This window comes from Williamsia sp. SKLECPSW1, from assembly GCF_054332755.1.
In genome coordinates, this window is record NZ_JBTGLI010000002.1 from 719644 (window position 1) to 734958 (window position 15315).

Here is a 15315-nt window from a genome sequence, read left to right on the forward strand (position 1 = left end):
CTCCGGCTCAGCGGCTCTCGATCACCGCGACAGCCGCTGCCGACGGCCCGTCGTGGGTGAGCGAGATGTGCACACAGGTGTCCCGGAGATGCTCACCGATCGTCCCGCCGAGACGGATCGACGGCCGGCCCCACGCGTCGGTGACGACCTCGATGTCACCGTGTTCGACGGCCGCCATCGCCGGGGGCAGCGCGAAGCGACTGACCGACCACGCCTTGACGACGGCCTCCTTCGCCGCCCACCGCGCCGCGAGATGCCGTGCGTCGTCACCGGTCCCGGCCGCCGAGTCACGACGCTCACCGACCGTGAACCGGTCGGCGAACGTCGTGCCCGACTGCGTCATCTGCTCGGCGAACTCCGGGATCGACACGATGTCGATGCCGATGCCGATGACGCTCATCGCGTGGTCGCGCCCGACAGCGTCGCATCGGTCGGGGCCGGGTAGTCGCCGCCGGCGTCGAGGCGCACAGTCTCGTCGAGGAGCATCGCGGCCTCCCGGTCCGGGTCGGCGCCGGCGTCACCGAGACGGCGGTTCGGCGGCCGCTGGTACAGCGGGTCACCACCGCACATCGCGGCCAGTCGACGTCGCGCACCCTCGCGGGAGCGCTGTGCCGCAGCCGTCCGGTACGCCTCACGACGATCGGCGTCGAGCGAGGCCACGAACGCCTCCGGGTGCACGACGGCGACCAGGCCGGACACGTGGCCGAACCCGAGGCTGGTGAGCAGACCGGCCTTGAGCGGGAAGCGATCTCCCAGTTCCAGGGCCTCGGTCACCCACACCAGGTGCGGGTGCTCGCGCATCGCGTCGTCGACGCAGTCCAGGCTGCGGTTGGGCGGGATGACGCCGTCACGCAGCATCTGGCACAGCCCGATGAGCTGGAAGGCTGCCGCCCCGCCCTTGGCGTGACCGGTCAGCGACTTCTGCGACACCACGAACAACGGGGCACCGTCGTGGCGACCCAGTGCCGAGGCGACGCGTTCGTGCAGGTCCGCCTCGTTCGGATCGTTCGCGCGGGTCGACGTGTCGTGCTTGGACACCACCGCGACGTCGTCGGCGCTGACACCGAGATCACGCAGTGCGCGCGCCATCGGCGACTCCAGGCGACCGCGCGCCGCACCCAGCGCACCGATGCCCGGGGCGGGGATGGAGGTGTGGACGCCGTCGCCGAAGCTCTGCGCCCATGCGAGGACCCCGAGTACGGGGAGACCCATGTCGGCGGCCACGTCACCGCGCGCCAGCAGAACCGTTCCGCCACCCTGCGATTCCACGAACCCGCCGCGTCGTCGGTCGTTGGCCCGGGAGTAGCGGCGCGGATCGATCCCGCGGGCGGCCATCGCCGCCGAGTCCGCCGTCGCCGACATGTCACCGAATCCGACGATGCCCTCCACCGACAGGTCGTCGAACCCGCCGGCGACCGCGAACAACGCCTTGCCGAGCCGGATCTTGTCGACGCCCTCCTCCACGGAGACCGCGGCGGTCGCGCAGGCGGCGACCGGATGGATCATCGCGCCGTAGCTGCCCACGTAGGACTGCACGACGTGCGCCGCGATGACGTTCGGCAGAGCCTCCTGCAGGATGTCGTTGGCCTTCGACTCCCCCAGCAGGGTGTCGATGTACAGCGAGCGCATCGACTCCATGCCGCCCATACCGGTGCCCTGCGTGTTGGCGACCAGACCGGGGTGCACCCAGCGCATGAGCTCCGCGGGGTCGAAGCCCGACCCGAGGAACGCGTCGACCGTGGCGACGAGATTCCACAGCGCGACGCGATCGAGCGACGACGCCATGTCGGCCGAGATGCCGTACGCGGTCGGGTCGAATCCGGTCGGGATCTGCCCGCCGACGGTGCGACTCAGGGCGAAACGACGCGGGACACGGATCTCGGTTCCCGCCGTGCGGGTCACCTCCCAGTCCCCCGACTCGAGGGCGCGGACCCTGGTGCGCTCGGGGTCCGACGTCGCGAACGCCCGGGCCTCCTCCTCCGACGCCACCGTGAACGTGAGGTCCTCGTCGAGGAAGACCGACGTCAGCAGCGGTGCCGCGTTGTCGACCATCGCGCCGTCGTCGGCGTAGCGGCGGATGCCGCACCGCTCGACGACGGTGTCGTGGTACCGGTCGGCGATCTCGTGTTCGGCGACCTCGTCACCGGACTCGACGTCGTACCAGCCCGGTCGGGGCGTGTCCTCCCAGCGCACCAGCCCTGTCGACCAGGCGAGTTCGAGGACACCGGCCGCCGACAGCTCGTCGGACACCTCCATCTCGAACCGCGTCCGAGCGCTGCCGTAGGGACCGAGCTCGCCGGCACCGACGATGACCACGAGGTCCGCCGGGTCGACCGTCAGCTCCGGCCACGAAGGCGTCGTGCCCGTCTCGGGGCGAGCGGGTGCGGGCAGGGCCGGGACCGTCGGGGCCGTGGGCTCGGCGTCGGTCTCCCCGGTCGCCGCAGCGGCCTGGGCCACCGAGGCGAGCGCGGACAGGTCCAGGTCGGCGTCGGCGAGACCGGCGGTCAGGTCGGCGACGATCGGCGCGGTCCGCGCGGATGTCCGCTGCTGCGGTCCGCACAGCGCGAGCAGTTCGGCGGCCATCTCCGCGGTCGACCAGGTGCGCACCCCGGCCGCCTCGACGGCCTCGACCAACGGGTCGTTGCCGCCCATGAGGCCGGTGCCGCGCACCCACCCGATGATGGCGTGGGCCAGGGTGACACGGGAGTTCCACGACGACTCCGCCGACCAGCGCCCGACGAGCGCGTCGAGGGCGGCCTTGCTCTCGCCGTAGGCGCCGTCGCCACCGAACATGCCACGGTTCGGTGAGCCGGGCAGCACCACGTGCACCCGACCGTCGACGTCGTGGTCGGCACCCAGCTCGCCGAGACCGGCGATCAACCGCTCGACCGACCAGAGCAACACCTTCATCTCCAGCTCGGCGCGGGGGCCGGCGTCGGACAGGTCGCCCGCCACGCGGGGCGCGGCGAAGGGGAACAGCAGTGTCGGTCGCAGAGCCGGCTTGACGACGGTGGTCGATCCACCCGCGGTCTCCGCCTGTTCGGACCCGATCCACTCGACGAGGTCGTCGACGTCGGTGTAGGAGTACATGTTCGCCGAGGCCACCCACAGGGCTGCCCCGTCGCGGGCGTTCTCGCGGTAGAGCTCCTTGAAGAAGGCCAGCCGGGACCCGTCGAGCCGCGAGGTCGTCGCGACGACCGTCGCGCCGCCGGCGAGCAGACGCCCGACCACGGCCGCGGCGATCGAGCCCGAGGACGCACCCGTCACCACGGCGACCTCGCCGGTGTGGACGCCGGGTGTGGGATCCTCGGCGAGATGGGCGATCTGTGCGTACACGCGGGCACGGACACCGTCACCGACGTGCAGCGCCTTGCCCTGCCACCACGTCGCCTGCTGGGCGACGGTGTGACCCGCGCCGGCGAACCGGCGGGTGACCGCGTCGAAATCGGTGTCGAGGTCGTGGTCGTCGGCCAGCCACAGGCGGGCGAGATCCTCACGCGCGGTGGCCCATCGGTCGTCGACGAGGACAGCGGTCCGCGGGTCGAACGTCGGTGTGACGGTGCGCAACCAGTCGGCTCCCAGTTCCGCCGAGACGCGATCGGAGAGCATCCGGGCCGCACGCGCCTCGTCGGCGTCGGCGTCGGTGGCGTCGTCGGTCGGCTCGTCGAGGCCCAGCTTGCGCAGGACCGTCCGCGCTGCCGAGGCCAGGGCCCCGTCGCGACCGGTGATCTGTTCGGTGAAGGCTCCGAGCGCCGCGGCGTCGACGGTCGCGCCGCCACCGGAGTCGGCCGCGGGCTTGCTCACGGCGACACCGCGCTGCGCGCCGACCGCGGTGACGGCGGCGTCGATCGCCGCGTCGAGCGCATCGACCGATCCGAGCGGACCGTCGACGAGGCCGCCGAGGTCGCCACCGCGCACCGAGGCACCCTCGCGGGTACCCAGGGCCAGCGCCACCGTCGCGTGCCGCGCCCATCCCGGTCCGAGCTGCCAGACCGACGTGACGCGATCCTCGATGTGGGCCGGACGCTTGTTGATCGGGCCGAGCACCTTGCGCAGGGCGTCGCCGACGGCGTCGGTGAGCACCGACCCGAACGGCTTGTAGCCGCGGGCCAGTGAGTCCACGGTCGACGCGAGCGAGGCCATGTCCGCCTCGGCCGCCCCGTCGATGGCCCCGAGCCCGAGCTCCGCGCCGACGTCGAGGAGCAACTGGTTGCGGCGCGACGAGACACCGTCGCACAGGGCCTCGATCGTGTCGGCGGCACCGATCTGATCCGGGCGCATCTTGGTCCACAGCGCGATGACGGCACGGACGGCGTCGGCCGGGACGAACGTGATGTCGTCGGGACGCGGACCCGCGGCGGCCTGAGCCGGCGCCGCAGGCGCAGACGGTGCCGCCACCGGGGCCGACGACGACTCGGTGGACTCGGTCTCGACGGGCGCCTCGTCGATCTCCTCGGGGGCCTCGTCCTGCGCGAGCACCACCTGGGTGTCCCGCTCGACGTTGAGGACCTGCACCGCCGAGCCGGCGAACGCGTCGAGCTTGAGGGTGTTCGTCGCCAGTCCCGCGAGCGTGGGCGCGGTCGCGACTCCGACCTCCACGAACCGCTGGATCCCGAGTCCGCCGGTCTCACGCCCGGAGAACAGCAGGTCCTGGGTCTCGATCCACCGGACCGGGCTCGCGAACTGCCAGGCGAGGAGCTCGACCAGGATGGTCCGGGCGAGACCCGCCCGGTCCGCGGCCGCGGCGTCGTAGTCGGCGAGCACCTCGGCCAACGGCTCGGAGGGGACCAGGTCGGCGATCTCGGCGACGAAGTCACGGTCCAGGGTGAACGGACGCGGGACCAGGTTCGGGATGTACCGCCCGATCAGCACCTCGGGATCGAGCTGCGCCGGGAGCAGTTCCTGCAGGCGCGCGCGGAACTCCGGCACGCCGTCCCGCAGGACGCTGGAGTGGAAGGGCACGTCGATGCCCGGGATGACGATGAACCCGCGCTTGCCGCCGACCTCGGCGCGCTTGCGTTCGATGTGCGCCTCGAGGTTCTCCAGACCGCGCACCGTGCCCGCGATCGCGTACTGGGTGCCGCGCTGGTTGAGGTTGACGACCTCCAGGAACTCCCCGCACGACCGGGACACGTCGGCGACGAAGCCGACGACGTCGTCGTCGGCGACGCCGAACTGGCTGGGACGGATGGCGGCGAGTCGATAGTTGCTGCGGCCCAGCTCGTCTCGCGGGACGAGATGGTGCATGGCCTCGCCGCGCTGGAACACGACCTCGAGGACCGCCTCCAACGGCAGGACACCGGCGCAGGCCGCCAGCGCGTTGTACTCGCCGACAGAGTGGCCGCAGGTGATCGCGCCCTCGACGAATCCGCCGGCCTCGCGCAGCTCGGCGATCTGCGCGACGCCGAGGGTCGCCATCGCGACCTGGGTGAACTGGGTGAGGAACAGCACGCCGTCGGGATGGGTGTAGGTGGTCCCGCGGGCGACCAGTCGGGTGGGGTTGTCACGGACGACCGCGAGGATCGAGAAGCCCAGGGCGGACCGGGTGTGCGCATCGGCGCGGTCCCAGACGTCACGGGCGGCGGCCGACCGGGCACGGGCCGCGAGACCCATCCCGGCGCTCTGGATGCCCTGGCCGGGGAAGGCGTAGACGGTCCGCGGTGCCGCGAGACGGCCGGTCGCCGCGAGGACGAGGTCGCCGTCGACCGAGCAGGTCACCTCGACGACCTCCGCGCCCCGGTCGAGACCGACGCGGTCGACGCGGACGGTCACCTCGTCGCCGGTGCGGACCATGCCCAGGTACCGGGCGGTCCATCCGAGCAGGGGACGCGCCGACGGGACGGGGCGGTCGACGTCGGTGGCCGTGACCACGTGCTGGGCGAGCGCCGACAGCCACATGCCGTGGACGATCGGCTCCCCCAACCCGGCGAGTCGGGCGGCACGCAGGTCGGTGTGGATGGGGTTGTGGTCGCCGGACACGGCGGCGAAGCCGTGCATGCGGGCCGGTGCGGTGACCGTGACCGAACGGACGAGGGCGCGGGTGGCCTGCCGCTCGTCGACGACGGCGCCACCGGCGCGCACGGGGTCCGAGAGGTCGCCGGCACCGCTGCGGCCGCGGATCGCGAAGCGCTCGGTGAGTCCGGCGAGCACACCGGACCCGTCGACGATCTCGACGTCGACGGTGACCACACGTCCGACGGCGGTGTCGTCCGTCGAGCGCAGCGTGGCGGTGATCGTGACGTCGGTGTCGACCCGGGGCAGCTCCCCGGTGACGGACACGGCGTGATCGAGATGGACGAGATCGAGCAGGCCCTCCACGACCGGACGGCCGGACGGTGTCCGTGCGGACCCGATGACGGCGAACACCGCGGGCCAGGCCAGACCGACGATCGCGTCGGGAACGGCGAACCCGCCGCTGCCCGACGGCGTCGACGCCGACAGTCGCTGCGGCAGGCCGTGCGCCGTCACGCCGGCGTGGTCGGCGGGCAGGTCGGACATCCACCGCGCGGCCACGGTCGCGACACCGTCGACGACCTCGGGGAGATCGCCGGCGGCCACACCGAGGATGGTCCGCATGGCGGCGGAGGCGTCGTCGAGATCGACACGGGGCACACCGCCGTCGAGGAACGACGCGTCCACGCGCATCGGGATGGTGACCGCGGTGGTCGCGATCGGCACGACGAGTTCCACGCCACCGTCGACACGGGTGAGGGTGGCCCCGGTCGGTGCGTGCTCCGCGCGGTCGTCGCCGTCGTCGAGGAACTCCCACTGCCGGATGTCTCCGAGACGGCCGATCGGGTTGGGCACCATACGTCCGGCCCACTCGACGGAGTCGGCCGCGATGACGGTCGCGAGAACACCGGCGCGCCCACCGATCCCGGCTCGACGGCTGGGCACGGCGGTCGGGGTCACGCCGCGGGCGCCGAGCTCGGCGACGAGGTGCGCCTCGAACCGGTCGAGGAGGTCACCGACGGGCTCGTCGACGCGGGTGATGCCCGCGACCGCTACCGGTCCGGGGATCACGCACACCTCGTCGGCGCCGTAGCGGGCGTCGTGGGCCTGCCACAGCGAGTCGCTGCGCCACCACCGACGCACGTCCTTGTCGACGACGGGCACGAAGTTGACGGGCTTGCCGGGAGTGCGGCAGAGACCGAGGAAGAAGGAGACGTCGGCGGGATGCAGTACGTCGGAGTCGATCTCGGGGTACAGGCCGCCGAGCACGTCGATCGCCGTGTGCGGGGCTGCGGTCGAGGCGTCGTCGGCGAACGCCGTCGCGACCTCGCCGCGATCGGACGGGTGCATGCGGGCCTCGGTGCGCTGCAGCATCTGTCGGAACCGGTCGCGCCACGTGACGTCGGCCCAGTCCGGCGTCGGGCCGGGGTCGGCGCCGACGGCGAGATCGGCGTAGCGGGTCAGCCACTGGCGGTAGGTCATCGCGGCGACGTCACCGAAGTACGGCTTGGCCGTGGCGTCGAGGGCGGCGACGATCTCGTCGCGACGCTCCGCCACCGCGTCGGCGTCGCCCGCGACCGCGTCGAGCAGGCGGCCGCACGCGGATGCGGCGTTGTCCACCTCGTGGATGTCCGCACCGAGCTGGCTGCGGCCCGAGGCCATCCCGTCCCGGGCGCCTCCGGCGCCGATCCAGCTGTCGCATCCGGGTGTGTCGACGAGGAGTTGCTTGACCGCCGGCGAGGTCGTCGCCTCCAGGGTCGCCATCGTGACGGTCCCCAGCAGGATGCCGTCGACCGGCATCGCCGGGAACCCGTGCGCGGTCGACCACCGTCCGGTGAGGTAGTCCGCGGCACGTTCGGGTGTCCCGATGCCACCGCCGACGCAGATCACGGCGTTCGGGCGCGCGCGCAGCTCGGCGTAGGTGGCCAGCAGGAGGTCGTCGAGGTCCTCCCACGAGTGGTGACCGCCGGCGCGACCGCCCTCGATGTGCACGATCACCGGGTGCGCGGGCACCTCGGCGGCGATACGCACCACGGACCGGATCTGTTCGACGGTGCCCGGCTTGAACGCGACCCAGGGGATCCCCGCGTCCACGAGCTCGTCGACCAGTGCGACCGCCTCGTCGAGTTCGGGGATGCCCGCGGAGACGACGACACCGTCGACGGGTGATCCGGCCGCGCGGGCCTTCTGCACGAGCCGCTTGCCGCCGAGCTGGAGCTTCCACAGGTAGGGGTCGAGGAACAGCGCGTTGAACTGTGCCTGCCGGCCCGGTTCGAGCAGCGTGTGCAGGCGGTCCAGGTTGTCGGCGAGGATCGCCTCGGTCACCTGCCCGCCGCCGGCCAGCTCGGCCCAGTGGCCGGCGTTGGCGGCGGCCGCGACGATGGCCGGGTCGACGGTGGTCGGGGTCATGCCCGCGAGCAGCATCGGCGACCGGCCGGTGAGACGCGTGAACGCGGTCTCCACCACTGTGCGCCCCGAGGGGAGCTCGGCCAGGGACGGCGCGTGGACATCCCACGGAGCCGGTACCGACGGAACGCCGCCGGGGGCGAAGACGTTGCGTTGGCCGCCCCGCGAACTGGCCGGGATGCACCCGATGCCGCGACCGCGGACGTTCGGCACCGACAGGCGCGTCGCGGAGTCGGCGGGGCCGAGGTCGAGCAGCCAGAGCGCACCGCTGTCGGCGACGTCGTCGAGGCGCTGGACCCAGTCGCACGGCGCCACCAGGATCGCGTGGGCGTGGCCGCGGGCCCAGTCGACGTCGAGACCGCACTGCTGTGCCCACTCCCCGACCAGGTCGACGGCGGCGTGCAGCGCCGGGTGATGGAAGGCGACGGAGACGTCCACGGGGTCGAACGTCGGCGCGAAGGGGGCACCGCCGGTGGTCTTGGCCTTGCGGTCGGCGGCCTCGGCCGCGGCGACGGCTGCACACCGCTGCTCGAACGCCCGCAGCTGACGCGGTGCGCCCGAGACTGCGACCGAGCGACGACCGTTGCGGATCGCGACGACCGGGGCGATGGCGACGTCGTCACCGACCAGCGACGCCCGGTGTTCGTCGAGGATGGTGTCCAGACGTGCGGGGTCGACCCGGGAGACCGACACCATCGGGGTGCCGTCCGCCGTGGCCCCGAGACCCACGCGACGGGCGACCGTGGCGCCCGCGGCACCGATCAGGTGGGCGAGCGCGAGCAGAGCACCACGACCACCGGCGTCCGCGACGACATCGGTGGCCAGGACGCCCTGCGAGTGGCCCGCGACCGCGCGCGGCGCGATCTCCGCGGTGTCGAGGCCCTGCTTGGCCAGCGCCGCCAGTGCGGCCATCTGGGTGAGGAGGATGCCCGGCACCGACTGGGCGGCACCGGCGAGGACGGTCGCGGCGGGAACGGTCCGGTCGGCGGCGAGGCGGTGCACCCACGCGAGCGGGTCGAAGCCGTCGGGGCGGACGGCGTCGATCGCACCCAGGACCGGTGCGACGAGACGCTCCGCGGCGTCGACCGTCTGCGCGAGGGAGTGGTCGAGTTCGGCGTCGATCACGAGTTCGGCCAGCGCCGGCAGCCAGGGCGTCCCCTGACCGCCGAAGGTGACGGCGTACGGCGTGCCGGCCGCCAGTCGTGCGATGAGCGTGTCGGTGTGGCGACCGGACGACGGTGTGCCGTCCGTGCTGTTGCGGAACTCGTTGACCGTCACAGGGGATCTCCTCGGGTGTCGCGGACTCGGGGGCGGGGTGCTCGGGCGCGTCTGCGCGCGATCGGGCGGTCGACGTCGATGTCGGGGCGGGCCGGTGGACATCTCGGCGCCGGGGCCCGGTGGGGCACCATCGCGACGAGACGCGGTGGATCACCGCGGCCCTCCGCCGTTCGACGGCGGAAGTCGTTGTCCCGGAGGTGGACAGCGCGCCCCGTGCCGGGTGCGGCGTGCCTCGTCCTCCGTGTGGACGCGACTCATCGTCGCACATGAAAATGAGGGATCCCTCATGTTCTGGGCCGACCCGTGGGTATACCCACCGGTATCCCCGCGGGTAACAAACGGCTCCCCCTCCCTGCCGTCATGCGACGAACGGACCGCCGCAGGTCAGCGCGACGACCCCGGCCACGGCGTGACGATCCCCCGGACCGCCGCGGTTGTTATCGGATCGTTATCTCAACCGGCGGTGTCCGACGACCGCGGCGACGCTTCGTACTGTGTGTCCATGGACTGCGTCTTCTGCGCGATCGTGGCCGGTACAGCGCCGTCCCGGCAGGTGTACGCCGACGACGACGTGGTCGCGTTCCTCGACATCCGACCCGTGCGACCCGGTCACACCCTGGTGATCCCGCGGCGTCACACCCCGGACCTCGTCGGCCTGGCCCCGCACGACGCGGCCGCGGTGTTCGCGGGCGCGAGTCGTGTCGCCGCCGCATTACGGGCGTCGACGATCGCCGCCGACGGGGTCAACCTCGCCCTCAACGACGGGCGCGCGGCGTGTCAGACCGTGTTCCACACCCACATGCACGTGGTGCCGCGACATCACGGCGACAGGTTGTCGTTCGCGAAGGGGTTCATGACCCGACGCGATCCCGATGCCGACGGCACGGCCGCGGCGATCCGCGCGGCGATCGTCGACTGACGACCGCCGGACGATCACTCCCCGCCGAGGTCGATCGGCTCCCAGGGGTCGGCGACCGTGACACCGTCGCGGACGCCGACGGTGTCGGGACGGACGCCGCGGGTCTCGAGTTCGGTCCACAGTCCGGACAGGGCGCGCTCGGGGTCGAGCAGATACTCCGATTCCCGGACACGCCAGAACCGCCAGCCGCACCGGCGCAGTTCGCGCTCGCGTTCCATGTCGGCCCGGGCCTGTTCGGGGGTGCTGGTGAACTCGTCGCCGTCACACTCCACGGCCAGTCGGCCGTCGGCACCGGTCACCACGAGGTCGATCACCCGGTTGTTCACCGAGACCTTCGGGACGACGTGATACCCCCGGTCACGGAGTTCACCGAAGATGCGCTGCTCGAAGAGGCTCTCGAACGGTTCGGCCCGCTCGTCGGTGCCGATGTCGACGGGCATGGGGTCGACCAGCGCGTTCTGGGTGCGCTCGAGATAGGTCAGCAGCGAGTAGCGGAGGTCGTTGGGGCGCAGGTCCTGAGAGGAGACGCTGTGGAACAGCCACAGCTGTTCCATCGCCCGCGACGCCGCGACGTTGAACCGGCGCTGGGATTCGCTGCGCGTCAACGACACCGGGTTCCTGTCGATCGAGACGACCATCGACAGGAAGACGACATGGCGCTCGTCGCCCTGGAAGTCGGGCGGCGTGCCGACCCGCAGGGCCCGGGCGTGCCACTCCTCGACGCCGACCGCCGCGCGCAACTTCTGTGTGATGACGTCGACCTGCCTCTGCCCCTGCAGGACGACCACACCGAATGTCATCCCGTCGTACCGGTGGTCGCCGAGGCAGCGGACCACCTCGGCCACGAGTGCGTCGGCCTCGTCGACATTGGTCAGCGCCGACCCGTCCCCGGTGGCCACGGCGTCGGCGACGAACACCGACCGCAGCGGCGGCAGTCGGTCGGCACCGAACTGACGCACCGGGACGAGCGGCGAGTCGGGATAGAACTGCCGCGACGAGTACTCGATGATCTCCGGCATCGACCGGAAGTGCTCCCGCAGACGGACCACGTGTCCGAACCGGGTGCGCAACATCGAGAACAGACTCGAGCGCGGCGTGAGGCTGTCTCGCATGTACTGCGGAACGTCGTGCAGGTAGCTGTCCAGTTTGGCGAAGACCTCGTCGAGGCCCGCCCCGCCGAAACCGCCTGGCGCGCACTGTCGGTCGTCACCGACGACGATCACCCGCGGCGCCAGCCAGAGCAGGAACAGGCTCGTGATGTCGGCCTGGGACGCCTCGTCGACGATCACCACGTCGAAGGAGTTCTGCTCCGGCACGATCGACGAGAGCACCTGCGAGATCGGCATGATCCACGCCGGCACCGCGCCCTGGGCCTGCGTCATGGCCGACCGCGCGGCGGTCCGGAAACGCTCGGCGTGCTTGCCCGATCCCTTGCCGAGGTTCGTGATGTGGTCGCGGTAGGACTGCAGCGCCTGCACCTGGGTGACCGTCATGTGTTCCAGGCACTCACGCCAGGCCGCCGCGGCGGCCAGTCCCGCCGTGAAGTGCGCGATGTCGGCCTCGACCGAGTCGAGGTCGGCGGCGAGCCGCGCCTCGCGATCGGGATCGCTGCGGTCGTGCGCCCACGCATAGGCCCGGCGCCAGGACCAGGCGTCGCCGAGATCCCGAAGGCGCGCGTCCCAGACCGTCTCCTGGGCGGTGTCGACCAGGACTCGGTGCAGTCCGGGCGCCTTCTGCTTCAGCCGCAACTCCAACAGGTCGAGGGCGCCCTGCCGTTCGCGCTGCGCACGGGCGACCGCGAACGCCCGACGCGCGTCCTTGATCGCGTCGCCGTCGGCCGCGGTCAGCGCGGCGATCAGAGCGTCCGCCTCGACCGACGGCCCCTGATCGGTCTCGGCGGCCAGACTCCGTGCGGCCGCGTCGAGTTCACGCCGCGCCAGCACGGCGTCGTTGGTGGCGGCGATGGCGCCGGTCTGGCGGGCCACCTCCTCGACCTCGTCGATGCTCTTCGGACGGGGACCGCCGGGGCTGATGGACTCGAGCCGACGGATCAGCGCGTCCCGTCCGGTGAGCAGCTCGGACACCCATCCCAGCTGCTCGTCGAGCGACACGAGACGACCCAGCTGCGCCGACCGCGATCCGGAGGTGTCGACGTCGACCTCGACGTCGGCGAGGACCGACTGGACCGTGGCGACGTTCTCGAGCACCCGGAGATGGTCGGCGACCATCTGCAGCGCGTCGGCGTCGACCGGGGGGCGGCCGTCGACGGTCGCGGTGAGCTCGAGCGCCTCCACGGCGCGTTGCTGCGGCGACTTGCGGAAGCGGGACCGCCAGGTGCCGCCCGCGCGGAGGTGGTCCGCGGCGTCGGCGAAGGTCTCCGCCGCACCGGGAGTGACCGGGTCCACGATCACGTCGTGGGTGCCGATGGCGGCATCCCGCCGCGTGGCCTCGTCGATGACCGCCGAGATCTGGGTGACCCGGTTCCACAGGTATGCGGCCGATCCCGACAGCAACCGCTCGGTCATGTCCTGCATCGGGGTGTCGAATGTCCGCACCTCGCGCACGGCGGCCGCGAGGCGATCGCACTGCGACTTGATCTCCGCCAACCGCCCGCTGTCGACGTCGGAGAGGATCGCGAGCAGCGATCCGTTGCCGGTCATCTTCTCGTGCGGCTGCGCGTTCACGCGTGCGCAGATCGACTCCAGAGCGACGGAGTCGGGCAGATGGTCCTCGAGATCGGGCAGTCGCTGACCCAGACGTTGCGCCCACGAGTCGTCTCGCTCGCGGAGCAGGCCGAGCAGGCGGGTCATCTCGTCGGCGTCGAGCGGAGGCAGCACCGAGTCGAGGGGGCCGGGCAGCCAGTCGTACCGGTCGGCCACGTCCTGGCAGGCACGGACGATCTGCGCGGCGGTCCCGCTGTACCCGGGCGCCACCCATTCGTGCTTCTCGGTCTCGGACTCCCGCAGCTGCCAGATCTCGCGGAGGATCTGTTCGCGTTTGGCGCGTGCCTGGTCACGCTTGGACCGCAGGTTCTTGATCTCCGACGTCGCGACCCGTTCGGAGAAGGTGCCCTTGCGCGCGGCGATCGCCGCGACGCTGTCGGCGAGCGAGGCCGATCCGTCCTTGGTGACGTCGGTGATGGCCACGGCGAGCTCCCGCAGCTCGGCCGGCAGTTTGTCGCGCAGGACCTGCAGCGCCTGTGCCTTCTCGCTGACGACGAGCACACGCTGCCCCTTGGCCAGCAGCGCCGACATGAGGTTCGCGATGGTGTGGGTCTTGCCGGTCCCGGGCGGACCCTCCACCACGACACCGGAGTCGACGCCGAGCTGCGCGAGGATGTCGCGCTGTTCGACGTTGGACGGGAGCGGGTAGAGGGCGTCCTCCACCAACTCGCCGGCACTCATCGCGCCGGTCGCCGCGAGGCGGTCGAGCCGCTCCGGGGCCTCGATGGGCTCCACCAGCTGCGCCAGCCCGATCGGGATGTCGGCGGAGTCCTCCCGCAGCGCGGTCATCATCGTCTCGTAGTACGAGAGCACCGCACCCGATCCCCTGTCGCGCAGGACGAGCGCGGGCCGGGAGTCCACGGTGACGCCGTCGACGTCCTCGGCGACCGTCGACCGCCACGTGTCGAGGATGTCGTCGACACCCGGCGCCACCACCGACGGGACCCCGGCCAACGCGTCGGAGACCGCGGCCGAACGCCCCAGGTCGAATCCGTCCACACCGCTCAGCAGGAGGCCGTCCTGCAGTCGGGGTACGGAGTCACCGGTCAGCCGGACGGTGATCACACCCGCGGTGTGGTCGTGGTCGGCGACGACGGACTGGGTGAGCAGGTGCGCGACGATGGTGGGCTCGGTGTCGGGCGCATCCGGATCGGAGACGGTCAGCAGACCCTGCGCGAGGACGAGTTCGAGTGACTCCGGCCGCTCGGCCAGATCGTCGAGCATGGCCGCGGCCTGCGGGTAGGCACCGGTGGCGGGAGCGTCGGAGCGGATCTGCACGACCGCGCCGCCGGGGGCCGCCTTCGCCGTGACGGGGAGGTTCCAGTCGTCGCCGAGCCACAGCACCGACGGGTGGTCGTTCACATCGCGGACGACGGTGGACCGGGCCGCGACGAGTTCGTGCAGGAACTGCAGGAGACGCAGGACACGGCCCCGTCGATCGTCCCCGGACATCGCTTCGGTCATCAGGTCCTCTTCGCCCGCGCCACCGTCGGTCGAGGTCGTTGCGCTCCCTCGAGGTCAAGCTCAGGTCGACACTCGACCCGAGTAGGTAGAACGCTACCTGGTGACCTGGGCGAGGACGTAACGCACGGACCCCACGGCGACGGTGGTGTCGAGGCGCTCCGGTCGCCCCGCTCGATCAGCTCGCCCGCAACGCGGAGCGGAACGCCGGGAACCCGCCGTCGACCCAGCGCACGTTGGTGTAGCCCAGACCGGCGATCTGCTCGGCGATCCGCAGGGCGTGCGCACGCACGGACACCACCGCGATCTCCGTGTCGAGACCGGCGATGCACGCCATCCGACGCGGGGACGTCGGTGCGAGCAGGTCCTCGAGGTCGCCGGGCTCCACCACGACCGCCCCGGGCAGCGAGCCCTGGTGACGGACGACCTGCGGCCGCATGTCGAGCACGACGGCCTGTCCGTGCAGTGTGTGTTCGGCTGCTTCTGTCGCCGAGATGCGATCCACCACGCTCATGTGGACTCACCGATCCTCGTGTCCCGATCTCCTGGACCCGACCCCGTACCGGGGCGGGCGTC

General features: G+C 72.0%; 5 protein-coding genes. 1 reads left to right on the plus strand and 4 read right to left on the minus strand.

Annotated features, from left to right (window positions below):
* Positions 1 to 7: 7 nt before the first annotated feature.
* Together acpS and ACXVUM_RS19220 are read right to left on the minus strand one after the other, a co-directional pair.
* Positions 8 to 400 (minus strand): holo-ACP synthase AcpS, encoded by a 393-nt coding sequence (gene acpS / locus ACXVUM_RS19215; RefSeq protein ID WP_458523498.1) that lies wholly within the window; start codon positions 398 to 400, stop codon positions 8 to 10.
* Positions 397 to 9636, minus strand: a complete 9240-nt coding sequence (locus ACXVUM_RS19220; RefSeq protein WP_458523499.1) for a fatty acid synthase subunit beta domain-containing protein — start codon at positions 9634 to 9636, stop codon at positions 397 to 399. Before ACXVUM_RS19220 ends, acpS begins: the two co-directional genes overlap by 4 nt.
* A 502-nt stretch (positions 9637 to 10138) precedes the next feature.
* On the opposite strand from ACXVUM_RS19220, the gene ACXVUM_RS19225 reads away from it, so the two are divergent.
* Positions 10139 to 10555, plus strand: a complete 417-nt coding sequence (locus tag ACXVUM_RS19225; protein ID WP_458523500.1) for an HIT family protein — start codon at positions 10139 to 10141, stop codon at positions 10553 to 10555.
* A 14-nt stretch (positions 10556 to 10569) separates the two neighbouring features.
* Here ACXVUM_RS19225 and ACXVUM_RS19230 read toward each other — a convergent pair whose 3' ends face one another.
* Both ACXVUM_RS19230 and ACXVUM_RS19235 read right to left on the minus strand, forming a co-directional pair.
* Positions 10570 to 14742: an AAA domain-containing protein gene (locus tag ACXVUM_RS19230; RefSeq protein WP_458523501.1), complete on the minus strand. Its 4173-nt coding sequence runs from the start codon at positions 14740 to 14742 to the stop codon at positions 10570 to 10572.
* 175 nt (positions 14743 to 14917) lie between these two features.
* Positions 14918 to 15253, minus strand: a complete 336-nt coding sequence (locus ACXVUM_RS19235; RefSeq protein ID WP_458523502.1) for a rhodanese-like domain-containing protein — start codon at positions 15251 to 15253, stop codon at positions 14918 to 14920.
* Positions 15254 to 15315 lie beyond the last annotated feature (62 nt).

Excerpts from the sequence above, each read along its gene's own strand:
- acpS (WP_458523498.1), bottom strand. The coding sequence starts at position 400 with ATGAGCGTCATCGGCATCGGCATCGACATCGTGTCGATCCCGGAGTTC.
- ACXVUM_RS19225 (WP_458523500.1), top strand. The coding sequence starts at position 10,139 with ATGGACTGCGTCTTCTGCGCGATCGTGGCCGGTACAGCGCCGTCCCGG.
- ACXVUM_RS19230 (WP_458523501.1), bottom strand. The coding sequence starts at position 14,742 with ATGACCGAAGCGATGTCCGGGGACGATCGACGGGGCCGTGTCCTGCGT.
- ACXVUM_RS19235 (WP_458523502.1), bottom strand. The coding sequence starts at position 15,253 with ATGAGCGTGGTGGATCGCATCTCGGCGACAGAAGCAGCCGAACACACA.